This window comes from Herminiimonas arsenitoxidans, from assembly GCF_900130075.1.
Lineage (GTDB): Bacteria > Pseudomonadota > Gammaproteobacteria > Burkholderiales > Burkholderiaceae_D > Oxalicibacterium > Oxalicibacterium arsenitoxidans.
Genome location: NZ_LT671418.1, coordinates 2,238,625 through 2,260,717, shown reverse-complemented (window position 1 = coordinate 2,260,717; position 22,093 = coordinate 2,238,625). Strand labels below are relative to the sequence as shown.

Annotated in this window: 20 protein-coding genes and 1 pseudogene; 9 read left to right on the top strand and 12 right to left on the bottom strand. The window is 47.5% G+C overall.

Annotated features, from left to right (window positions below; translation table 11 throughout):
- Nucleotides 1-5 precede the first annotated feature (5 nt).
- The 10 genes from trmB to BQ6873_RS10610 form a co-directional block, all read right to left on the bottom strand.
- Nucleotides 6-680 carry a tRNA (guanine(46)-N(7))-methyltransferase TrmB gene (gene trmB / locus BQ6873_RS10655; protein WP_076592621.1) on the bottom strand — a complete coding sequence of 225 codons (675 nt, stop codon included), beginning with the start codon at nucleotides 678-680 and terminating at the stop codon, nucleotides 6-8.
- Between the two features lie 79 nt (nucleotides 681-759).
- Complete coding sequence (locus BQ6873_RS10650; protein ID WP_076592620.1) at nucleotides 760-1,017, bottom strand: BTH_I0359 family protein; 258 nt, start codon at nucleotides 1,015-1,017, stop codon at nucleotides 760-762.
- 266 nt (nucleotides 1,018-1,283) lie between these two features.
- Nucleotides 1,284-1,661, bottom strand: a complete 378-nt coding sequence (locus BQ6873_RS10645) for a GTP-binding protein (protein ID WP_076592619.1) — start codon at nucleotides 1,659-1,661, stop codon at nucleotides 1,284-1,286.
- Nucleotides 1,658-2,377, bottom strand: a complete 720-nt coding sequence (locus tag BQ6873_RS10640) for a response regulator (protein ID WP_076592618.1) — start codon at nucleotides 2,375-2,377, stop codon at nucleotides 1,658-1,660. The genes BQ6873_RS10645 and BQ6873_RS10640 overlap by 4 nt, the downstream gene beginning before the upstream one ends.
- Nucleotides 2,378-2,427: 50 nt before the next feature.
- A complete protein-coding gene (locus BQ6873_RS10635; RefSeq protein WP_076592617.1) occupies nucleotides 2,428-4,734 on the bottom strand; it encodes a sensor histidine kinase in 2,307 nt (768 codons plus the stop codon).
- A complete protein-coding gene (locus BQ6873_RS10630) occupies nucleotides 4,731-5,267 on the bottom strand; it encodes a DUF4390 domain-containing protein (protein ID WP_076592616.1) in 537 nt (178 codons plus the stop codon). Before BQ6873_RS10630 ends, BQ6873_RS10635 begins: the two co-directional genes overlap by 4 nt.
- Nucleotides 5,268-5,372: 105 nt before the next feature.
- The gene (gene rsmB, locus BQ6873_RS10625) at nucleotides 5,373-6,689 is read right to left on the bottom strand and encodes a 16S rRNA (cytosine(967)-C(5))-methyltransferase RsmB (protein WP_076592615.1); all 1,317 of its coding nucleotides are present in this window, start codon (nucleotides 6,687-6,689) and stop codon (nucleotides 5,373-5,375) included.
- Between the two features lie 367 nt (nucleotides 6,690-7,056).
- Nucleotides 7,057-7,401 (bottom strand): DUF1840 domain-containing protein, encoded by a 345-nt coding sequence (locus tag BQ6873_RS10620; RefSeq protein ID WP_076592614.1) that lies wholly within the window; start codon nucleotides 7,399-7,401, stop codon nucleotides 7,057-7,059.
- 89 nt (nucleotides 7,402-7,490) lie between these two features.
- On the bottom strand, nucleotides 7,491-8,045 hold the full coding sequence (locus BQ6873_RS10615; protein WP_173830622.1) for a hypothetical protein: 555 nt from the start codon (nucleotides 8,043-8,045) through the stop codon (nucleotides 7,491-7,493).
- A 169-nt stretch (nucleotides 8,046-8,214) separates the two neighbouring features.
- Nucleotides 8,215-9,918 (bottom strand): methyl-accepting chemotaxis protein, encoded by a 1,704-nt coding sequence (locus BQ6873_RS10610; RefSeq protein ID WP_076592613.1) that lies wholly within the window; start codon nucleotides 9,916-9,918, stop codon nucleotides 8,215-8,217.
- Between the two features lie 352 nt (nucleotides 9,919-10,270).
- On the opposite strand from BQ6873_RS10610, the gene BQ6873_RS10605 reads away from it, so the two are divergent.
- Genes BQ6873_RS10605 through BQ6873_RS10595 form a run of 3 tightly spaced genes read left to right on the top strand, consistent with a single transcriptional unit; the run spans nucleotide 10,271 to nucleotide 11,666 of the window.
- Nucleotides 10,271-11,056: a 5'-3' exonuclease gene (locus BQ6873_RS10605; RefSeq protein ID WP_076592612.1), complete on the top strand. Its 786-nt coding sequence runs from the start codon at nucleotides 10,271-10,273 to the stop codon at nucleotides 11,054-11,056.
- A gap of 37 nt (nucleotides 11,057-11,093) precedes the next feature.
- Entirely contained in the window at nucleotides 11,094-11,342 is a 249-nt protein-coding gene (locus BQ6873_RS10600) for a hypothetical protein (RefSeq protein ID WP_076592611.1), read from the top strand.
- A gap of 36 nt (nucleotides 11,343-11,378) precedes the next feature.
- Nucleotides 11,379-11,666: a hypothetical protein gene (locus tag BQ6873_RS10595; protein WP_076592610.1), complete on the top strand. Its 288-nt coding sequence runs from the start codon at nucleotides 11,379-11,381 to the stop codon at nucleotides 11,664-11,666.
- A gap of 239 nt (nucleotides 11,667-11,905) precedes the next feature.
- Here BQ6873_RS10595 and BQ6873_RS10590 read toward each other — a convergent pair.
- Nucleotides 11,906-12,499 (bottom strand): annotated as a pseudogene (locus tag BQ6873_RS10590) (ATP-binding protein); the annotation flags it as partial.
- A 91-nt stretch (nucleotides 12,500-12,590) separates the two neighbouring features.
- Between BQ6873_RS10590 and BQ6873_RS10585 the strand changes: the two are divergent.
- Genes BQ6873_RS10585 through BQ6873_RS10570 form a run of 4 tightly spaced genes read left to right on the top strand, consistent with a single transcriptional unit; the run spans nucleotide 12,591 to nucleotide 17,624 of the window.
- Nucleotides 12,591-13,772: a tyrosine-type recombinase/integrase gene (locus tag BQ6873_RS10585; RefSeq protein ID WP_083664442.1), complete on the top strand. Its 1,182-nt coding sequence runs from the start codon at nucleotides 12,591-12,593 to the stop codon at nucleotides 13,770-13,772.
- Complete coding sequence (locus BQ6873_RS10580; protein WP_083664441.1) at nucleotides 13,769-15,442, top strand: hypothetical protein; 1,674 nt, start codon at nucleotides 13,769-13,771, stop codon at nucleotides 15,440-15,442. The genes BQ6873_RS10585 and BQ6873_RS10580 overlap by 4 nt, the downstream gene beginning before the upstream one ends.
- Before the next feature lie 3 nt (nucleotides 15,443-15,445).
- The gene (locus BQ6873_RS10575; protein ID WP_076592608.1) at nucleotides 15,446-17,275 is read left to right on the top strand and encodes a tyrosine-type recombinase/integrase; all 1,830 of its coding nucleotides are present in this window, start codon (nucleotides 15,446-15,448) and stop codon (nucleotides 17,273-17,275) included.
- Nucleotides 17,265-17,624 (top strand): hypothetical protein, encoded by a 360-nt coding sequence (locus BQ6873_RS10570; protein ID WP_076592607.1) that lies wholly within the window; start codon nucleotides 17,265-17,267, stop codon nucleotides 17,622-17,624. The genes BQ6873_RS10575 and BQ6873_RS10570 overlap by 11 nt, the downstream gene beginning before the upstream one ends.
- Before the next feature lie 49 nt (nucleotides 17,625-17,673).
- On the opposite strand, the gene BQ6873_RS10565 is transcribed toward BQ6873_RS10570, so the two are convergent.
- Nucleotides 17,674-18,912, bottom strand: coding sequence for a restriction endonuclease (locus tag BQ6873_RS10565; protein WP_197685175.1), 1,239 nt, complete (start codon nucleotides 18,910-18,912; stop codon nucleotides 17,674-17,676).
- Nucleotides 18,913-19,172: 260 nt separating this feature from the next.
- Between BQ6873_RS10565 and BQ6873_RS10560 the strand changes: the two genes are divergently transcribed.
- Both BQ6873_RS10560 and BQ6873_RS10555 read left to right on the top strand, forming a co-directional pair.
- Nucleotides 19,173-20,333 (top strand): SIR2 family protein, encoded by a 1,161-nt coding sequence (locus BQ6873_RS10560; RefSeq protein WP_076592606.1) that lies wholly within the window; start codon nucleotides 19,173-19,175, stop codon nucleotides 20,331-20,333.
- On the top strand, nucleotides 20,330-22,093 hold the full coding sequence (locus BQ6873_RS10555) for an ATP-binding protein (RefSeq protein ID WP_076592605.1): 1,764 nt from the start codon (nucleotides 20,330-20,332) through the stop codon (nucleotides 22,091-22,093). Before BQ6873_RS10560 ends, BQ6873_RS10555 begins: the two co-directional genes overlap by 4 nt.

Genomic DNA, 22,093 nt, shown 5'->3' with positions numbered 1-22,093 from the left:
GCGTTTCAGGCATGCGCAAGCTGTGTCCGGCAACGCCATAGTGTGTGACCGGACGCCAGATATTTCTGTTCGAATGGCGTGATGCAGTGATCCGGCACATAGGGTTCGCTGCTGACAGTTTGTTGCGTCAATTGTGTCAGCGCAGCAGAAAACTCTTCTATATAGATCTGCCAATTGCTGCGACATTCCAGCTCGCCACCCAAGGCGACGATAGTCGGAAATATCGGATGGCCATGCCAGCGCCGCGCCAGATGGCCAATCTTGGGCCATGGATTCGGATAGAGAATGTAATGTCTTGTCGGACGTATCCCGCTTTGTAACAGCAGACGCCAGTAATCTACCAAGTCGGCACGTACACGCAGGCAATTCGATGGAATGGCATCCGGCCATTGCGTGTTGCGCGTAATGCGATCCGCCGATTGATCGACGCCAATCACGAAATGATCAGGGAATTGTGCGGCCAGATTAAATGTAGATAAACCGACACCACAACCAGCGTCCAGAATCAGTGGTGGTGCGCCAGCGGCTTGCCATGTTGCAATGCTGTGTTCAAATGCGCTGCGATTGTAGGCAGTGACCGGTTTTTGGAAAGTGTGTGCTGCATGTCGTGCAACCTGTGCTTGTAGCTGCAGGTGCGTTTCGGTTTGCCGACTGACGATGAAATGGGAATTCGCGTACATCGCGATAGAACGCTAGAAAAAGAAGCGGGAATTATGCCTGCATTGGCGCATCCAGCCAATGCAGGCAGCAGAAAACAGCTTAATGTATCGTGACAGCCTGGCTCATGAATGAATCGTAATTGCCAAGAAATTCATCGATCTCTTCCACGCTAGGTTCTGTCGCAATCAGTTCCCGCACATTCTGACGAAACGATTCTGCAGATGGTCCTGCAATGAAGATTTCACGTTTGGCTGGTTTATCCATGATTTCAAAGCCGCCAAAACGCAGGGCGTCCTGCCCATCGTCAACGCCGAATTCCACGACGCTGTATTGCTCGCTGTTGTAGATCACGTTCATATAATTCTCCTGTCGCTATTGCAATGAAGAAATCATCGCGTTGATAGGGAAGTGGCGCTACTTGGAGCAATTTCAAGTGTTGGACACTCATTCCGTCCATAAGTTGGTAACGGCGTGTAACAACAGAAATTAAGTGCTGTGAAGCAAGATTAACCAGGTAATACGTGATAACGCTTAGAGTTTGTTCGTTATCTCTTGCAAGAACGCGTCATTCCCGCATCGGGTTGACGCAGGGAATTCGGTTTTCAGAAGATCGTAAAGGGTTCTTAGCGCGGCGCGGCGTTGTCGCACACGATATCGTCGGTGAGCGTGAGCAAGCTGTCGTAAGGCGCTTGTGTGAGGAAGAGACGCAGTTGCGCGATGTGTTCGCTGTTGGCGACGCTGATATACAGTCGTGCCGGTTTGTCACGCAGCATGCGGTTGAGAGTAACGCGCATGATCATGTTGCCAGTGCAACACATGCAGCCGGGAGCGATGCGTGCGATCTTCAGCTTGGTATTGGGTGCCAATGCGTCAAGGTCGCTGTGCCCGTCGGGCAAACCTTCGAGGATGATGGCAGTGTCTAGATTGGCGTCGATGCGGGTGTAGATCGTGGCTTCGCGGATGGTGGCGCGTCCGCCCAGGACCAGAGACGCAAGTGTCATAGTCCTTTTTTTGCGATCTTGCCTGGCTCAACGCCGAGCTGCTTGAGCTTGCGATACAGATGTGTGCGCTCCAGACCGGTTTTTTCGGCTACACGCGTCATGCTGCCGCCTTCCTGGCCGAGATGATGCTCGAAGTAGGCACGTTCAAAGGCGTCGCGCGCTTCGCGCAAAGGCAATTCAAACGAAGCGGTAAAGAATTGCGTATCGGCCGACATCAATGGGGACGGCACGATCTGCGGATACATTTGGCTGGAAGCCGTAGGTACAGATTTATCCAGCGACAGATGGTTGTGGCCATCAACAGACGCGAGCGGTGCGCGTACTGGCATCGTTGCGATCCGTGTGACTTCCTGCCCACGTGTGAGGCCTTGTTGCACGGCCTTCAACAATTTCTGCAGTGAAATTGGTTTTTCAAGGAAGTTAAGTGCGCCGATGCGGGTGGCTTCTACTGCGGTATCGATGGTGGCATGACCAGACATCATGATGACCGGCATGGTCAGCATACCGTCGCGTTGCCATTCCTTGAGCAGCGTGACGCCGTCGGTATCGGGCATCCAGATATCCAGCAAGACCAAGTCAGGCTTGGCTGCTGCACGGAGCTCGCGCGCCTGCTGTGCATTCTCTGCGGTTGCCACGACATGCCCTTCATCCCCGAGGATTTCCGAGAGCAATTCGCGTATGCCCATTTCATCGTCAACAACTAGAATATTTGCCATCTGTTTCCCTCCCTCACCTTGATTGCCCTCCCAATGCGCTGTGTTTTATTTCAGCTTTCATCGGAAGATAACTTTAACAGTAAAATCGCCACTTTCGCACCGTTCATATCACTGCGGTTCTTTATATCGATGCGCCCACCGTGCTCTTCGATAATTTTCTTGACCATCGCCAATCCCAGGCCGGTGCCACGTGGTTTGGAGGTGATATAGGGTTCAAATGCATGCGCCAGTATCTTCGGTGTGAAGCCGGGGCCGTTGTCGGTGATCGTCAGTTGTACAGCGTTGCTGACGGCGCCATCTGAACTCCGATAATGAATTTCCTCGGTAATGATATCAATACGCGGAGCAGCGTCCTGTACGCCGCGATCGGCTACCGCATCTTGCGCATTTTGCAGCAAATTATGGATAACCTGACGCAACTGGGTCGGATCACCCATGATCATTGGCAAGTCTTGTGCCAGTGAAGCATGGATGATGTCGCGTTCATCTCCGGCCAGATAAAGATGCAGAATTTCTTCGATCAAGGCGTTCAAATCCAGCGACGATAAAACGGCCGGCGGTGTCTTCGCGTAATCGCGGAAGTCATCGACCATACGTTTCATCGCAGAGACCTGATTGACGATGGTAGTCGTGCTGCGCTCGAGGACTTGTGCATCCGGCCCGCTTAATTTTCCTTCCAGCTTCATCTGCAGTCGTTCGGCCGATAGCTGAATCGGTGTTAACGGATTCTTGATCTCGTGCGCCAAGCGGCGGGCAACTTCGCCCCAGGCTATCGAGCGCTGGGCAGAAATCACGTCGGAAATATCATCGAACACGACGACATAACTGCCTTCTCTTGCACCAGGTAGGCGCGAACCACGTGCCAACAAGGAAATATCGTTTTCCATTTCCGGGCCACCCATACGGCGCGGCACATCAATTTGGTGCTGCCAATGCAAGGTCTCGGCTCCAGCGCGGCCGGCTGCCGATTGTGCACTTTGTTCGGAGAATGATTGCGTGATCACTTGCGCGAAGGTGCTGAGTCCGTCGATTTCTTTCAGTGGTTTGCCGATGTGCTGGGCAAAATCATGCTGCAGTATGCGCTCAACTGATTCGTTACAAGTAACTAGTTTGAAGTTGCGATCCAAAACCATCACGCCGGCTGACATATTGGCCAGTACCGACTCCAGATAGCTTTTGGCATTTTCCAGTTCTGAGCGATTTTTTTCAACCGATGCGCGCGCGTCAAATAGCTGGCGCGTCATCGTGTTAAACGATTGCGTCAGTGTGCCGAGCTCATCCGAGGTGGCAATGATAGGGCGCGGCGACAGATTGCCTTCGGCGACGGCTTTGGTGCCTTCGGCCAACAGCAGCAAGGGTTTTGCCAAGTCAGTGGCGATCAGGAAGGCGCCGGCGATGGCTCCGAAGATGGCGAGCAGCAAGGTCAGCGTCAGCGTCACGATATAAATCTTGCGCAAGCCGGTACGTGCCAGATAACGTTCCTGATATTCGCTGTAGGCCACGCGCAATGCTTCTGCATTTGTTGCAAGCTGTGCCGGGACTGGTTGCAGCAGTTGCAGATAGCGCGATTCAGTTTGCAGCGATAGCGCCTTGCTGGAGTTGGGGATTTCGACCACAACGCGCAGATGCAAACTATCGGCGGCATTGGTTGCCGTCAGCGTATTGGTTTTGGGTTTCTTGATAGACGGGATGTCATCCTGAAAATCGTTATTGCCTTCAATCACCGCATACGCGCGGGTCAGGCGTGCTTGACGCAACATGGCGGCAGTGGGCAGATCGGGTAATAGTGCGCTTAATTGCGAGCCTGAGCTGGCGATCATCTGTCCGTTACTGGTGACGATGACGGCTTCCTGCATCAAGTTTTGATCACGCATGCGTGATAGCTGCGTGATCTGCATTGCATCCGATAGATCGGATAATTCCAGCGCCATATTGCGCGCTTTCGTTTGCAACTCATTCAATGATGAGTCGAGTGCGGCACGACCAAGGTTGAGGCCGGATTCCAGTGCTGATTCGACGCGTACGTCAAACCACGATTCGATAGAGCGTGAAACGAATTGCACCGATACCGTATAGATCACGACGCCAGGCAAAATGCCGATGATGGCAAATAAAAATACCAGTCGCATCATCAGTTTGGAGCCGAACTTGCCGCGTTTGTAGCGCTTGAACAGACGCACTAGCAGCAGTACGACCAAGATTAGCAAAGCTGCTGCGACGACCGCATTGAGTATCAGCAGCCACGGGTAATTCTGTTCGAACAGGTTGGAGTTTTCAGATGCTGATGCGAGCAGAAACAACAAGATACTGACAACTGCCCCGCCGACAACGAGCAGATATCGAAGCAGTCTGGTCACTGACGTTCTGCCGTATAGGTAAAGCGCTTCCAGCTCGATGACAGGCGCCAGTCGCTGCTGTTCATCGCATGTACCTGGAAGGGTTTGGGTAATTGGGCGACATCGAGTTGCATGCGGATCGCAACTTCGTAGGTTTGCCCGACTCTCAAGGCATTGCTGTCGGCAACCACCCAGCGATTCGGACGGCGCACCATGGACAAGGCATCATCCAGCGTGGCAAAGCTTTGCTGCAGACGGCCACTAATCGCGGCGTGATATTGGCGGGTGAGGACGTTATAAGAAATCCGGATGGTTTGACTCTCGGTGATTTCTTTAGCGTCGAACCAGTACCAGCGTGGCTTGGTGATTTCGATATCGGTCGTGAAGTAGAGCGGGATGCCGCGCATCAAGGCATCTTCCAGGCCGCGGCTCAGTTCAAAGGAGTAAGTCGCGGATAGACGATAACCTTCGCTACTGTCTTCCAGACGTGCTTGTTCTATCTCTATACTTTCAGCCGCATATGCAGCTGTGTGTTGCAGCGAGAACGCCAGCATCACAATGGCGCACAGCCAGTAGAAAGAAAGAGAAAGTTTTCGTTTCACGCGTCTTGGGAAGGCAGATCAATCTGCCTGATAAGTTAAGTAGGTTGCGTTAAAAGTTCAGGATGCTGATTTCTGAAACAGGGCATAAAACAAGCCGTCATGATCATTCTCTGTATTTGCGGTCGGCAATAATTGACCAGGTGCAGGCAAACGGATCGCATTATTGCGTACAGCAAATGCTGCTGCTTGCGCTTCCGACTCCTGCGGCCACAGAGAACAAGTGACAAACAGCAATTTACCATCCGCCCCTAGCATCTGCCAAAGGTTGTCTAGGATTTCAGCTGAAATTGTCGCCAGTTGTGTTGTATCGGCCTTGCGGCGCAACCAGCGTATATCCGGATGACGTCGCACGATACCGGAAGCGGTGCATGGAACGTCAGCCAGAATGCGATCGAAAGGTTTGCCATCCCACCAGCTGGTATCGCTGGCATCGCCGGTTTGCAAGGACGCGCTCAACTGAAGGCGTGTGAGGTTCTCTTCGATACGCGTCATGCGGCGTGGATCGTTGTCCAGCGCGACCAATTCGACATCCGCGGTTTCCAGGATATGACCACTTTTACCACCAGGTGCTGCGCAGGCATCCAGTACGCGCATGCCGTCCTGCAAGTCCAGCAATGAGGCGGCTAATTGCGCAGCGGCATCTTGAACTGAGACCAAACCATCGCTGAAGCCGGGGATTTGATTCACCGGTGTAGGTTGCGCCAGCTTGACGGCATCAGGGCCAATTTGGGTGGCAACAATATCTTGTTGCGCCAAAGTGGCAAGGTAATCGGCTATGTTTGTTTTACGTTTATTGACACGCAAGGTGAGAGGCGGTGCTGCGTTGCCGGCTTCGAGTATGGCTTGCCAATCTTTAGGATAAGCCGATCGCATGCGATCTATCCACCAGTCTGGATAATTCCAGCGTGCTTTTTGCGTACCGCCGACACTTTTTTGCAGTGCATCACGTTCGCGCAGGAAGCGGCGCAGAACAGCATTGACCATGCCTTTGGCATGCGCCATGTCGGGATCTGCGGCTGCGGCAGTCACGGCTTGATCGACAACCGTGAATGCGCTGTAACGTGCGTCGGACTCGGTTTCATTCGGATCGGAAATCAGTGCCAGCGCGCAGCACAGTAAACCGTGCAAAATTGCCGGCTCGGTTTGCTTGGTGGTCATTGCATCGAGCAAGGCTTCGGCGCGTCCGATGTGGCGCATGCAATGATAAGAAAGATCTTGAATTGCGCCGCGTGCTTGTGGCGTTGCGCCGGTTTTCGCAAATATTTGCGCCAGCGCTTGAGGTAATGCAACGCCGCGACCGACAGCGGCGATAGCTTGCGCTGCGCCATGCAGGCTGAAGGAAAGCGAGTCCGGCTTTAAATGAATGGTTGTCACGTTAGTTTTTCGTTAAAGCCAGGTGTGCCGAGTGCGATAGTGAGGTCGCTCACGGAGTGTTCCAGCCAGAACCCGATGCCTGATGCCATGCATGGGTTCTTGAATTTTCAATGACGTGATTGTAGCGGCGCAAGCCGGTGCGCGCGCATCAAGGCGAGATAAATTACAAAAAGTTTGGGATATTGCAGGTAGCTCGTGCCATGTTGGCGTTAATCCAGCCTATCTGGCTGGAACGCCGTGCATTTGTTATGCAATGGGCATGAAATGCAGAAAATATTTAAGAACGGGGCAGTTTGCAAGATGGAAACTGCCCTGCTCTTGCCACCGTGGAAACGGGTGGCAATATTTCAATCAAAAAGAGTGAGTATTAGACGCCCCACATGACATCGCGGTTTTCTGCATGCGCGGCGCGCAGCATTTCTAGTAATGGATAGGCGCGGGACGAGAAGTGGACGATTTGCGGTTGCTCGTGTTCATTATCGTCGCCATTTTCGCCGTGATGAGCGACAACATCGCGTTGCACGGCTTCGGATGCGAAATGGGCCTTGCTTTCCACGATTTCCGATTCCAGCAATTTAATGGCATTTGCTGTTTCTGCTGCGGTGATGACACCGCGTTTATGGTCTTTGTGTAGGAGATCGAGAATACGTTTTGCGTGTTCTTCATACATCAATACCTCGGCGGCAGCTTTGGATTTGAACGTGATTAACATGAGCAGCCTCCTTGAAGTGAACGACGATTAAACATTAGCACGATTTTAATAACTCTTCTAGCAGAGTTGCATGCCGTGCGGCACTGTTTTCAATTCAGTTTGAAAGATGAAAAAAATGTGCTGACCAGCTCGCGTGTGACGGCTTTTTCAGAGCCGGTTACAACCAGTTGATATACGCGCTTATCTTTTGCGACAAAGCGGGCAAACAAAACGCGTTTCTGATCATTGGTCGCGGCGCTGGCTGGCCCGTTTGCTTCCACTTCCATGACGGCGAGTTGGCCTGCTGCTGCGCCGTGCGCCATCGTCGACATTTTTTCTTGCTTGATGGTGCCGCCGATATTGTTGACCAGTGCGGTTTTCATTGCGGTGAGTGACACTTGCGCTTGCATGGCATCCGGCAATTCTGCGGTACCGACCGCAAAGGTCATGCCATCGATGGACGACGCTGTCATCGTCATCGACACCGGTATACCGTTCAAATCGATCTTGCGAGTGAGCGTGGTCGGTTTGCTAGGCAAGGCGACCGCGTAAGGTGCATCGCTACTACGCACTTCGCGCCAATCGTATTTGGGTGAACACGCCGCGAGTGTGAGTGCTGCGGTGACGAGTGTGATTTTAAGGATAAACCTTGCAGCAAAATTCATGGCGATAGATGTGAGCAATGCGTTCGGACGTGTATGGTACACCGCAGTGATACCGCGTCTTGTAATGTCTGGATGCGAGGAAGTGACACGAAATTGTTCTGCAAGTGACGTGAATAAAAAAGACCAGCGTATGCGCTGGTCTTTTTATGCGGGTTTGCTTCACTAAGAATTAAAATTCTTCCCAGTCATCGCCACCGCTAGTGACGGCAACTTTATCTTTCTTTACAGAGTTGGTCAGCAATGGTTTGGCAGCTTGTGCACGTATGGCTGGTTTTGCGGTATGCATGCGCGGTGCTTTTTCAAACGCGTCGGACAATGCGAGTTGGTGACCATCCAGTTTGAATCGGCTGACGACCTGTGCCAGATTGCTGGCTTGATCCTGCAGCGATTCGGCCGCCGCAGCAGCTTCTTCAACCAATGCGGCATTTTGTTGCGTGACTTGATCCATCTGCCCGATCGCTTGATTGATTTGATCGATGCCGGAGCTTTGTTCCTGACTGGCAGCCATGATTTCCGCCATGATGTCCGTCACACGCTTCACGCTGTCGACGATTTCATTCATCGTGCTGCCAGCTTCGTTCACCAGTTTGCTGCCAGCTTCGACTTTGCTGACGGAGTCGCCTATCAGTGTTTTGATTTCCTTGGCGGCAGCGGCAGAACGTTGTGCCAGATTGCGTACTTCGGTCGCAACGACGGCAAAGCCGCGACCTTGTTCACCCGCGCGGGCGGCTTCTACTGCAGCATTCAAGGCTAGGATATTAGTCTGGAAGGCAATGCCGTCAATGACGCTGATGATGTCGACGATTTTGTGTGCCGATTCGTTGATCGATTCCATGGTGTGTACGACTTCTAAGACAACGGAGCCGCCTTTGACAGCGACATCGGAGGCGGAGCCTGCCAGGCTGTTGGCCTGACGCGCATTGTCTGCATTCTGTTTGACGGTCGATGTCAGCTGGCCCATGGATGCCGCAGTTTCTCCAAGTGAGCTGGCCTGCTCTTCCGTGCGCGACGATAAATCCAGATTGCCAGACGCGATTTGACGTGATGCCGTGGCGATGGTTTCTGTACCGTTGCGAACTTCTGATACGGTTTTGTGCAGGCTGCGTGTCATGTCTTTCAAGGCTTGCATCAATTGACCTGTTTCATCATTCGATGCGACATCAATCTGTACGGACAGGTCGCCGGCGGCAACAGTGCGGGCGACATCGACAGCGTGATTCAAAGGTCGCGTGATGCTGACCGCCAGACGCCATGCGAAGAAGATGCCGAGCGCGACAGCGGCTAATAACAAGCCTATCAGCAAGCTGCGACCAGATACAAATGCAGCATTAATCGATGTGCCGGCTTCATCGATCAGGCGTTTTTCGTTATCAAGGATGGCTTCTATCGATTTGGTATAGGCATTCATCGCAGGCAGCATGATGTCTGTCGTGACCTGATTAACGTCGGCCATACGACCTTCTTTTTTTGCCTTGAAGACTTCTTGGCGGCTATCCCGATAGACGGCACGTGCGCTGAGAACTTGTTCGAACAGGCGCTTGTCTTCCGGTGTTTTGATCAAGCCTTCAACTGTTTTTTGGATGTCATTGACGCGCGCGCTTTGTGTCGCCATCTGATCTTGAAAGAGCTTTTCGTCCGCAGCATCTGTCGCTTTAGCGGCGGAAAAGGTGCGTACGCTATTGAGTGCAACCGCGTTTACCCATTCTTGTGCCAAGCGTTCCTTAGGCAGCATTTCATCGGCGACGACATTGGTGGCATTGCCGACTTCTTGCAAGCGCAAGATGCCAACGACTGTCATGACGATCATCAAGGTGAGCAGTAAAGCGAAGCCGAGACTGAGCCGGGTACTGATTTTAAGATTTGTGATTTTCATGGTGTTTCCAAGGTACGGCAGGTGAAATGGATATGCTGCGGAACGTACATTGCATCTTGTCGAAGTGTTCGACCGTCATGCTGAGAGGTGGGCAGGCGTGTTTGCTGATGTGCAAAAGCAAAGGCGCACTAGCAATGAATCGGTCGCCATTATGACTTAAATGTTAAAAATTGCCATGTGGAAACATTGTGATTATTGGCGACTATCGCAAATATGCGACAAGAGACAGGCATTTTGTTGCTATATGCATAATTCAATATGCAATTTCGGCGTTCTAAACGCTTGTAGAATGCCTATCTTTATTTGGCGCGAAGAGTTTCTTTGCGCTGTCGTTTGAATAAGGCTTCATTTCATGGGAAAACTGCTCGCGATAGACGGCCTTAACATTGTGCGACGTGTGTATGAAGCCAATGTCGAGCCGGATACATCCGCCAAAGCGGATGCCGCCTTGCGCCATTCCCTCGCATCGTTCAGAAAATTATTGGCGACACATCAGCCTACGCATGTATTGCCTGCGTTCGACTTTGGCGGGCATACGTGGCGGCACGATCTATATGCGCGCTATCGCGAAAATCGCGAAGCCATGCCATCTGTATTAAAAGAGCGCCTCCCCGATTTTTATGCGCAGTTATCTGAGCTGGGATTGCATGTGGTGTCTGTGCCGGAAGTGGAAGCGGATGATGTGATTGCAACTGGTGTGCTGCGTTGGCTGGCCGAAGGGCGCGGCGAAGCCATCATTGCATCGACAGACAAGGATCTGCATACCTTGATCGCGCAGGGCGCAATTGTCTGGGATCACTTCAAGGGTGAATGGCACGATAGCAAATGGGTGGAAAGTAAATTCGGCGTGCCACCTGAGATGCTGGGCGATTTGCTGGCGTTGATGGGCGATGTCTCGGACAGTATTCCCGGCGTTTCCAAAGTGGGCGTGAAGACGGCCGCCAAGCTGTTGCAGAGTTACGGCAATATCGAGCGCATCATGGCAGGTGCCGGTATTCTGAAAGACACCTTGGGCGAAAAATTACGCAAGGATAAAGATCAGCTTTATCTGTCGCGGCAATTGGTCGAACTGAAATCCGATGTGCGCATGGGTGTAACGTGGAATATGCTGGCTTTTGATGCAGAGCACGTGCGCTGATGGCGCAATTTATTTTCAATATTGTGTAAAAATTATTATGACTAACATCGATCAACATTACATCGTTCAGCAACGCAGAACAGAGCCGCAGGAAAAAGATTTGCCTGTATATGCGAAAGCAATGAAAAGCAAAGAAGGCGTCTTTGAAGGAGTCTCTTTTATCCGCAGTCGGGATAAAGCCTCAGTCATGACCTTGGCAGAAGCGCAGCAAGCAGTCGCGTGGGCCAAGGCGAAAAAACCTTTGGCGAAGTTATACGAGACGACGATAGTTCCGGTCGAGGAATAATTTTTCCCACGTTGGATGACTTGAGGAGTAAGAGACATGCGTCATATTTTTCTACTCGGTATTCTTGCTGTAATCACAGCACCAGCAATCGCCTCTACACCTGCAGCGTGGGATGAGTTGTACAGCGCAACAGCTAAAGCTTGTCTGCAAAAGAGCGGCTTGAAAAAACCGAAGATCGTTGAAGGCCCTGTGCTTTTCTCAGCAAATATTCTGTACCGTATTCGCGGTACTTGGCCGCAGCCACACATGAAGGGCAAGACTGGCAAGGAGTATTGCCTGCATCCTTATCCAAACGGTGAGCCGGAAATTGTTGAAGCACGCTGAGTGCGCGACGTATCTCTGACCTTAAAAAGCAAAACATAAAGCGCTCGATTGCCGATCGATAAAAGGGAAGAATATCGACCGGCAACGTCATCACGCAAACTTGTTGGAACGAAGGCGTCGTGATTAATGACGGCCTTCTGTTACTTGTTCTAGATCTCTGAATTAGCAATTCCCATGCCAGTGACATGTCAGTGTTGCTCATTCGCAATGCTGCCGTGGATGATCTTACGAATGCCCGTTCACTGCTCACGCAAGGCGCGTCTATATTGAATCGCTTCTGCCACATGGGCGTGCCCAATCACTGGCGCATCGGCCAGATCGGCAATGGTGCGAGCAACCTTCAATACGCGATGATAAGCACGCGCCGACCAGTTAAGGCGAGTCATTGCAGTGCGCAGCAATTGTTCGCCAGCATCATCGGGTTTGCAATGATGTTCTATCTCGCTGCTGGACAATAGATTATTGTTTTTGCCTTGACGTGCACTTTGCCGAGATGAGGCGTGTGCTACACGTTGCGCGATGTGTGCGGATGGTTCGCCATTGGATTGCTTGAGCAAGTCTTCATGTGGCAGTGCGCCAACTTGAATTTGCATATCTATGCGATCGAGCAAAGGGCCGGAGATTTTTCCTTGGTAGCGTGTGATCAGATCAGGCGTGCAGCGACATTTATTTGATGGATGTCCCAGGTAACCGCATGGGCAGGGATTCATCGCTGCAATCAATTGGAATTGCGCGGGGAAGTCCGCCTGCCGCGCTGCGCGTGAGATTGTGATTTGCCCTGACTCCAGCGGTTCGCGTAATACTTCCAGTACTGTGCGGCTGAATTCGGGCATAAGGCACCCGAATTTGTATGTTGTCCATCGTTTTCCCATATCAGCTGCTAAGCTCAAAGATGGCTTAACGAGGCAAGTCGGGGAGGCGATTATGGAAGAAATAAAACCGTTCGAAATGGTGCAGATCAAGCCACGTGAACAGCTATTTTCTTTTGTTGCGGCACTAGAGTTAGCTGGTCTAGATGCGAATCTAAGTATTCCACCCCGCTATTTTGACTTGCCCCTTATTGCAGTTATAACGGACAAGAAAGGGGTGCCTATATGGGAGCCTACTCAATTCCTCGCAGATATCTCATTGAGAAGTAGGAGCAGAACGGGTGACACTGTTCGTACGTATGCTGAGAGTATTTTGCCATGGCTAGCGTTTCTATTTCTTAATCGGGTACTGTTAATAGATGTGACTGAAGAGACGTTCGGCATTTATCGATCCTATATCGTTAACCAAGTGACAAGTGGCGGACGAAGAAAATACTCCAGTGCTACTGCAAACCAACGAATGGCAGTCGTAACTAGCTTTCATTCGTGGGGGCAACGCACAGGACGTATGCGATCCCCCTTTGGCGAATATTTGCTGGTTGATCAACGAATAGGACACTCAACGGCATGGCGATCTAATCGGTTGAGGCGAGCGATGCCCTTGATGCCAAATGTTATTCAACGTATGCCCCAAGCCTTGTCGCATGACGAGATCCGACAAATATGTTTGATTACCCCATCGCCATACAGGCTGATGCTGAGGTGGTGTGTAGTAACGGGGATGCGCAGAAGTGAAGTGTGCAATCTGCGAATAAGCGATTTACCGTCGCAAAATCAAATAGACAATGCCTCAGACGGCCTAGTGCGAATCTCAATACTTCGCAAAGGAGCGAGAGAACAGACTGTACATGTTCCGGTTGCGTTAGTCGAAGAGACTAACTGGTACTGTCTGATGGAAAGAGGTTCACCGCAAGTAGATTTCGAAAATTATGTATTTTTGAACAAAAGGAATTTTCCAATCTCAAGAGCTTCGCTCACGAAGAGATTCAGAAAAAGTGCCGACCAAATCGGATGTAGCGCAACGCTACATCATCTCCGTCATACTTTTGCCGTGCACGTCATGAGTCTTCTTGAACATAGCAATGCTCAGGGTGAGGAACTAAATAGCTTAAAAACGTTGCAGGTTTTACTGGGGCACTCGAACAGTGTGACTACAGAAATCTACTTGCAAGCCATGGAAACTTCTTCAGCGTCTGTGATTACCGCGCTGGACTATTTATATGGAGCGTCGCTATGAAAAATATGGATGTCAGCAATGAATCGCTCATTCTGCAATTTAGAGTCGAAGGCGGAGACATTGTCGTGCTGGACATAGGTCATTTGGAACTGCCGTCAGATATATCCTTGGCTTTTAAGCGGGCGATCTTGGCTCATTTGGGGCATACCGCGTTATCAACGAAAAGGCAGGCCTTTCTAGCATTGAAAAAATTTAGCGTATTTTTGATAGAAGAACGCTTGGAACTAATAAGACCTCTTCCTAAAAATATTCTGCATTCATTTAGAGACTGGCTTGTAATTAATTACAAAGTACATGCGGCCAAAAATACGATGTTGATGGTTACTTCTTTGCTTGCTTGGTGCAGGAGAAACGTTCCGGGAATACTACATAAAGAGACGGGTTTTATAGTTCCACGTATTTTTGTGCCATTGCCGATGAAGCAGAAGACTATAGATGGAGATGCATTAAAAAATATATTGTCAGCCTGCTATGCAGAAATTGAAGTGGTAGAAGCAAATATCGCATTCGGCAAGCGTCTCTTTGCAGGTGAAGTACGAGATTCGGATGAGCGACGCAAAGCATCTTATCTCCTCCAGTTATTAGATCAAGGTTGCGGAGATATTCCTGAATATGCAGTATGCAGAAAAAATCGGAAGAACATCAGACTAGTTGACGAGTTCGGTGGAATTGTGAAACTTAACAAGTTGCTTTGGCTGTCCAGCGAATGCGTATTTCCATTTTATCTTGCGATTCTTATCCAAACGAGCGGCAATCCTGAAGCGATCCTTCGATTGGAGCAAGACTGCATCTCGCCGCACCCTTTGAGGAATGACCTTGAAAATCTGAAATGGGAAAAAGGACGTAGTAGAAAAGAGCAACGCGTTGATTTTCCTACTGGAAAAAAGTGGAGTTCCCCTTCTATTATTAGACTACTCATGGAGCTGACGGCTTCGAGCCGTTTGCGTTGCGCAGAGTGGGAGCAAAAGTATTTATTTCTTACGCGCTGTCGAGGGGGAACCTTTGGAAGGTTCGGATTGAGTAATCTAAACTTGCAGTTACATTCATTTATCAAGCGTAATCAGTTGCCTCAATTCACCTTAAGAAGTCTTCGTGCATCAGGAGCGGTCGCACATCATCGAGCCGGGGGCTCAATGGAGAGTGCGAAATCCAGATTGAATCACATGTCATTGGGTACAACTGCTATCTATACCGACACCGACGACCTTGCCGAGAAACATGATCAAGTAATTAGAAAATTTCAAGGTGAACTTGTTCGCATAAGTTTGAGAAAACCTTCACAAGACACTCAGACATTTTTGATTGCTGATGCTGTAACTAATGGTGCCGACACAGTTTTTGGATTTAGATGTAAGGATCCTTATAACGGTATTGCGAGCGGTAGCAAGCCTGGTTCGCTTTGTAAACAATTCATGAAGTGCGCAACTTGTCCTGGCGCTTTGATACCGCTCGATGACGTTAAAACCGCGGCCAGATTATTAGATGCATATGAGGCATTAAATGTAGCTCGAGCAAGAGCTACGACTGAAGGATGGTGGCAAAGATATAAAGCACTTTATGAATCTACATATCTAATTCTTCAGAATGAATTGATTCCAGCAATAGATAAAAAAGTAAAAGAGCGGGCGCTGACTTTGAGTAATTCTGCGTTAATTCCTTGGATTGAGTAAAAAATGAATAAGAACTTGATTCATCATCTAGGAAGGTCAAAGTGGGTATTGAAGCCAAACGAACTTTTTGACGGAGAGACTCATTCAGTAAATTGGCAGGATCTATTTCAAGATGAAATAGGGACAAAGTATCAAAGAGAATATTTAAGAAAAAGTTGTAAGGGCTTGCTGATGGCGATGATTCTTATGCCTCGAATTACGCGTGGATTGAGTGTCTCAAGCGGCACGGTTTGTAACTGGTTTTTTCATATAAGCCGTTTGGTTCATTGGATGACAAGTAGAGATATTTGGCGATTTGGACAGTTGTCCTCCCAAGATCTGATGGATTACATTGCTTATAGTCCATCGCCAGAAAGTAAGAAGAAGAGTTCAAGTATTTCATCCCACAAGGCATACAAGAATCTCTTCCAACAAATGTGGAGTCTCCGAAATGAATACACATCTCCACTCAAAATAGATCCCGCCATTCTCCCATTGGATTCCATAGTGCCTATACGTCAAGCCATGCCATGGAAAGCTCTTGACGAGTCCGTGGCATTGCCATTGATAAAAGATTCAATTCAATGGGCATCAGAATATGGATGGTACCTAGTCAATATTTCAGACCAAGTATCGGCGAAAGTCAAACGTCATGTGGGGATTTCAAATGCGAAGAAGAATGCTGCGAAGAGAACAGTGTTTAGTTCTTTTGATAGTGATCAAAAATTTGATAATTTAAGAAGTCAATTAAAGATGGAGGAAAAGGCGGCGAAATTTGTCTTTGAAAAAGCCTGTCGAACTTTGGAGGGAGCATGTCTCATCATTATCTTGTTTTTAGTTGGGATGAGACTTCGAGAAATTACAAGATTAAATGTCGGATGCTTACTCGAAAAAAAAGATTCCTTTGGTGACGTTAGCTATTATCTCAAAGGAATTGCAGCAAAAAACGATGGTCGTGAAAGGACGTGGGCTATTACTGAGAGCGTGGTTACGGTCATTAATTTGTTGGAAAATATGAACAAATCCAAGCGAAAATCAGGCTCTGAATCCGCGCTTCTGGTAAGCACAAAAAATGCTTGTATGGCAGGTAATTTACAGAAAAAAATCAGGCGATTTAATCCAGCATTGGTGAAAAAACGGATTAACGATTTTGCTAGAGCTCCATTCCGAGAAAAAATGTCTGAATCGGTTCGGTTGCATCCACATGCAGCCAGGAAAACTTTTGCACGTTTTGTGGTGTTAAGAGATAAGCGAACACTAGAAGCGCTATCACATCATTTTGGTCATGTGCACCGGGCGGTTACTGATGGTGCTTACGTCGGTTCTGATATCGAATTGGAAAAATTGATTTCTGAAGAAGGACGCAAGGATCTGGTTGCTGGCCTGATGGACATTCTTAGCTCCACCAATATAGGTGGAGGTGCAAGCCAGGCTCTTAAAGGAATCTATGGTGAGCGATCAGGCGCGTCATTTCGGGGACGAAAAACTTTGGACTCTATTGTGGATGAACTAATTGAAAAAGGAGTGAAATTAGCGCCTTGTGATTGGGGGTACTGTGTATATTCGCAGGCCTTATCTGCTTGTCGCGGCAGCGAAAAGGAACCTAACCCTGTACAAAGATCTCCGGAGGTTTGTTCTACGTGTTCAAATTTTGTGGTTACAGAAAAACATAGGTCTTGGTGGGAGAGCCGATATTTGAGAGAAGAAGATTTCTTGGGGAATGATGCTTTGCCAGAGCAAACGCGGGAAATAGCGATTCAGAGATTTAGCAAGACGAAGCAAGTGCTTTCAAATCTAAATAAGTCCAAATTTTCAGAGAAAAAACCTTCAGTGGAATCTCAAAATGAAAAATGAAGAATTAAGTGTGGCGGAAAAAATAAGTACAGCAATTAAATTTTTACTTGAAGACAATCCCCGCTCTCCTTTAACCGTAAGCTGCATTTGCCGAATTGCAAAGGTCAATCGATCTAGTGTTTATACGCATCATCCCGAACTCATAGATAAGATCAAGAAAAGCCGACAAGAGCGCGAAATACCAAGAAAAAAATCAGATGCCTCAATTAGCCATAGCGTACGACTACAAAAGGATTATGAACTGAGAAATAAGGCGTTGCTTTATGTATGCCTAGAATTGAAAGCAGAACTAGACAACATAAAATTGTTTCTGCCGCACTCTAAAAATGGACAAAAAAAAGCCAGTTGAAATCGTGCTGCCTCTAGGAAATTTAATGTGGTTAAAGTTGCCAACAGCTCTAGTCTAGGAAACTAAAGTATTGCTGTTTTCCGTCCCAAACTTGGTAAAGATTTTCACCATCCCAGTACGAAACTTGACCGTTTTTAGTACTACGCTTAGCGCGGAATACCGTGTCACCGTTAAAACGTGAAGCAGTCGTCCCGTCAATGATCGGAACTACAAATCCACTTTGCTCGTAGCCATCATGTGAAACTATACGATTTGCAATTTTCATTAGAAGGGCTGCATGTTGAGTCTCTTTTATTACCAATGCAAAGTTATTAAAGATCATATTTCGCCCATAGCTTGCATGGACTATTCGAGAATCTTTTCGTCCCGCAACATCGTCAATAATACGTTGTACTGATGCAGGGGAAACAAGAGACGATTTGTCCGCAATAATGCCCGCTGTCGCGCGTGAGCACCATTGAGCAATGTCATTTCTTTCTGCTAATTGTAATGACCCCGAAGTTCGAGCAGCAAAACGGCGAGCGACCGGTGCATAGCTCGATGTAGTTACGAATAATGTATTATCCGCGTGCTCAATCTGGCCGATTCCATATAGAGCGGCAACTTCAGTGAGGTTGATTTTATTTTTTTTGGCATAACACTTTGCTTGAACTAGAGTAAGGATGTCGCCGATGGGATTGCGTTGCCAAAGTCGAAGGTCGATCCCATTATCGCCACGTCCAGGTCCAAGTACGGCTTCAAACCCTTGATTTTGAAAAATACGAAAGAGAAGAATTTCGAAATCGCGCCAATGAAGTCTGTGAAGATCATCTGGCCGTCGAGCAAAGTGACTGTAGAGCTCATGATAAACGTCGGCAGTATCTAGCTTTACTAGACTGCAGACCCATTGCCAATGAAAAAAATCCTTAAAGGCTGTGGAGGCTAAAGGATCTGCAGCATAAATCGCTATCGTAACGCCGTCGATATTTTCATAGTGATAGCCAAGTGTATCGAGCAAAGCACTAAATTCACGTTCTAAGCCTTCTGGATCTTCTCCGCTTAAGACTGAATATAGACCACCGTCACATGTCAGTAAGGTGACGATAGGTGGATCTGGTGGCTCACAATCTACATGATCGAGATGGCTTGTAAAGCCGCAATCAAACCAGAGGTCATGAGATTTCGCCCATTTACGAATAGCATCTCGAATTCTTTTGATCTCTGCTATGAGCGCACTGTCTGTCCATTGTGGCACTCCACCTAATAATTCATGTTTGTTAGTAGTCAATTTTTTAATTGGTTGTGTCACCGTGACATTTCAATGACTATCAGTTTAGAGCCTTAAGGGCGATCAGCTGTGTGTCGTGGTCATAAATTTTGATTTATGTTTCGATATTTAACCTTTTTTGCCTCGCCCATCCCATATATATAGGATGGATAAGCTAGGTTGTAATTACAAATTTGTATGGTTGACATCAGTATAGATAGCATCTGAACTTGCACGCCAACCGTGTGTTGATAAATTTTTTTATATGCCTGTAAAGACTTGCAAATGGGACGAGGGAAATTATGGAACAGAGAATTGCTATCAGTGATGTGTACGACAAAGACCTAAATTTTCTATTGGGTGCCGGAGCTTCTTACGGATTATTTCCGACACTTGCATTGAATGTAAAAGCAGCGGACTCAACCCCACAAACAATAGAGACACTTGCCACACACTACGATCAATCTAAAGACGAAATGCGATTGACTCTGCTGTTTATGCATTACTACGTAACGTGCATCCAGCCGGTAATCAGTTTTTCGCTAACGGCTACGGTTGCTGATGAGAACAAACGGAAGGTGGTGGAGAATTATGCCGACTTTATCAAAACCGTCATTGAAATACTTCAACATCGTAAACCAATGGATAAACGGTGCAACGTCTTTACAACTAACTATGATGGCTGTTTAGCGCATGTCGCTGATAGCGTACTCCAAGCAGAAACCGATGATTTTGTGCTGAATGATGGAACTCGAGGATTTGGGCGAAGGATTCTTCAAGCCAAAAATTTTAATAGCTTCCTTTGTCAAACTGGTGTTTTCGAGAGGAGCCATCATGGAATTCCGCAGATCAATCTTATACATCTCCATGGCTCCGTTTATTGGAAAAAAAACGATGCGAGCATTCAGGTTGATTACTCTCCAACAGTGAATGCAGAAATAATATCTCTAGATACTCTAGCTAAATTGCGTCCGTTCTCTGAGCGTCTAATGGACATAAATAGTAATGTTGATGACCTTCCTGAAGGCGATCTCACTCCTGAAGAAATAGAAAACTTTTGGTTAGAGTATAAAAAGCTACCGATTGTGAATCCAACTAAATGGAAATTCCACGAAACTGTATTTGAAGAACACTACTATCAAATGCTTAGGCTTTTGAGTTATGAGCTTGAAAAAACGAATGCTGTGCTTATAACTTTTGGATTTTCTTTCGCAGATGAGCACATATTAAATCTCGTTAGGCGATCTCTATCGAATCGAAGTCTCAAAGTCTATATTTGCTGTTTCAATGCTTTAGAGCTAGTCAACATGAAAAAATATTTTGGTATCTATAAAAATGTCGAATATATGTCACTTGAGAATGGAAATCTGGATTTTTCAGCATTCAACAGATTGATTTTCAACGTTAATCCGGTTGATGAAGAACCTGCTCCTGCGGAAAATGTAGAAGAGGCTGGGCAATGAGTATCAAAGTAGGTGAGGTGATAGCAGTATCCGGCATTCGAATTACCTTGAAGATAGATGAAAAATCTAGTCGAGAAACACTTTTTCTGGACGGTGAAAAATACAAAGGAGTATCGATTAGAGAGTACTTGTATGTACAACGAGGTTTCAGAAAAATTGTGTGCTTGGTAGAGGGAGAATATTTAGACGAAAGTCGAGTAGAAACCTTCGACCATAAAGTGGACTATGTTCGAAAAGTAGATGCGCGCCCTATTGGCTACTTTGAAAATGAGCAGTTTAAAGAAGGCATTAAGTTTATGCCTATGATTAAAGATGAGGTTTTTCTTCTAAAAGAAGAGAAGATCGCCGCAATTTATGGGCGAGATAATGCTGATGGATTCTTCATCGGAAAAATGCTCAAAGAAGAAATTCCTATTTCAATGCCATGGCAAAAATTATTCAATAGCCATATTGGAATTTTCGGTAATACCGGAAGTGGAAAATCAAATACGCTGGCTAAGCTTTACACCGTACTTTTTGAAAAAATGGCTGATGTCTTGCCAGGGAAAAGTACTTTTGTTTTTTTGGATTTTAATGGCGAATATACTGGTGGGCAGCTTACGAACGACGATGCAAAGCAAGTGCTCCGTCTTTCAACTCAAGAGGTAGGCGGAGATAAATTTACTTTGAGCGAGAATGAATTTTGGGACGTTGAAACGTTGAGCATTCTGTTTCAGGCGACCCAAAATACACAGAGGCCTTTCCTCACGCGCATTGTCGATGGACGCAGAAGGAATGTGAATAATCACAATGCTTTCTCAAACTACATCAAGTCGACAATTAGACATACATTTTGCGCAGCTTCGCCAAAGTCTGAAACTCTCGATTTGGTTCGAAGAATTGCTAGCATCATCAATGACGAGGCTTTATCTGAGATTCTCAATATCACCGCATGGCACAACAATTCGTTCGTCCATAGAGGGCAAGCCAATACTTATTTAAATGCAGATGGTAGAGGGTATGCTGCGGTACTTGCTGCAACTGTGGATGCTATAGATGTTAGTAATGTAGACCCATTTGATCAATTGGTCATCCGAGCTAATTTGCAATTATCTAGAGACTTAGTTCAAGGATATGTTCAATTTGAACACATCCAACCTCTGCTTAAAAGGATAGAGGCATCACTAAACAATCTAAGAAAGGTCGTAACGATAGGTGCTGCCGTTGTGCCAGAGCGAGTTTTGACTGTAATTTCGTTAAGACGTTGCAACAACGAAGTTAAGAAAGTTCTTCCGTTGCTTATAGCTAAAAATTATTATCATGAACATCGGCGGACTGTTCAAACTCCACCAAACAAAACAATTCATTTGGTAATCGATGAGGCGCACAACATCCTTTCACAACAATCATCGCGAGAGCATGAAAGTTGGAAGGATCATAGGTTGGAGCTATTTGAGGAAATAATAAAAGAAGGGCGAAAATTCGGAATGTTTATTACGATTTCAAGCCAGCGTCCAGCAGATATATCTCCTACCATCGTGTCTCAGTTGCACAATTTTTTTATTCACAGACTGGTCAATGATCGGGATTTATTTTTACTCGACAACACGATAACCACTTTGGACGGCCTGTCAAAGGCTTTGATACCAACCTTAGCTAAGGGGTGTTGTGTTGTTACGGGGACTGCATTTGACCTACCAATGGTGCTTCAAATTGATCCATTACAAACAGGAGAACGGCCTGATAGTGATGATGTCGATCTGGTCGCCCTCTGGGCATAA

Bases quoted from the DNA above. Each gene is read 5' to 3' on its own strand.
- BQ6873_RS10650 (WP_076592620.1), bottom strand. From the start codon at position 1,017: ATGAACGTGATCTACAACAGCGAGCAATACAGCGTCGTGGAATTCGGC.
- BQ6873_RS10620 (WP_076592614.1), bottom strand. From the start codon at position 7,401: ATGTTAATCACGTTCAAATCCAAAGCTGCCGCCGAGGTATTGATGTAT.
- BQ6873_RS10575 (WP_076592608.1), top strand. From the start codon at position 15,446: ATGAATAAGAACTTGATTCATCATCTAGGAAGGTCAAAGTGGGTATTG.
- BQ6873_RS10595 (WP_076592610.1), top strand. From the start codon at position 11,379: ATGCGTCATATTTTTCTACTCGGTATTCTTGCTGTAATCACAGCACCA.
- BQ6873_RS10555 (WP_076592605.1), top strand. From the start codon at position 20,330: ATGAGTATCAAAGTAGGTGAGGTGATAGCAGTATCCGGCATTCGAATT.
- BQ6873_RS10600 (WP_076592611.1), top strand. From the start codon at position 11,094: ATGACTAACATCGATCAACATTACATCGTTCAGCAACGCAGAACAGAG.
- trmB (WP_076592621.1), bottom strand. From the start codon at position 680: ATGTACGCGAATTCCCATTTCATCGTCAGTCGGCAAACCGAAACGCAC.
- BQ6873_RS10645 (WP_076592619.1), bottom strand. From the start codon at position 1,661: ATGACACTTGCGTCTCTGGTCCTGGGCGGACGCGCCACCATCCGCGAA.
- BQ6873_RS10630 (WP_076592616.1), bottom strand. From the start codon at position 5,267: ATGCTGGCGTTCTCGCTGCAACACACAGCTGCATATGCGGCTGAAAGT.
- BQ6873_RS10615 (WP_173830622.1), bottom strand. From the start codon at position 8,045: ATGAATTTTGCTGCAAGGTTTATCCTTAAAATCACACTCGTCACCGCA.
- BQ6873_RS10560 (WP_076592606.1), top strand. From the start codon at position 19,173: ATGGAACAGAGAATTGCTATCAGTGATGTGTACGACAAAGACCTAAAT.
- BQ6873_RS10605 (WP_076592612.1), top strand. From the start codon at position 10,271: ATGGGAAAACTGCTCGCGATAGACGGCCTTAACATTGTGCGACGTGTG.
- BQ6873_RS10570 (WP_076592607.1), top strand. From the start codon at position 17,265: ATGAAAAATGAAGAATTAAGTGTGGCGGAAAAAATAAGTACAGCAATT.
- BQ6873_RS10580 (WP_083664441.1), top strand. From the start codon at position 13,769: ATGAAAAATATGGATGTCAGCAATGAATCGCTCATTCTGCAATTTAGA.
- BQ6873_RS10640 (WP_076592618.1), bottom strand. From the start codon at position 2,377: ATGGCAAATATTCTAGTTGTTGACGATGAAATGGGCATACGCGAATTG.
- BQ6873_RS10610 (WP_076592613.1), bottom strand. From the start codon at position 9,918: ATGAAAATCACAAATCTTAAAATCAGTACCCGGCTCAGTCTCGGCTTC.
- BQ6873_RS10585 (WP_083664442.1), top strand. From the start codon at position 12,591: ATGGAAGAAATAAAACCGTTCGAAATGGTGCAGATCAAGCCACGTGAA.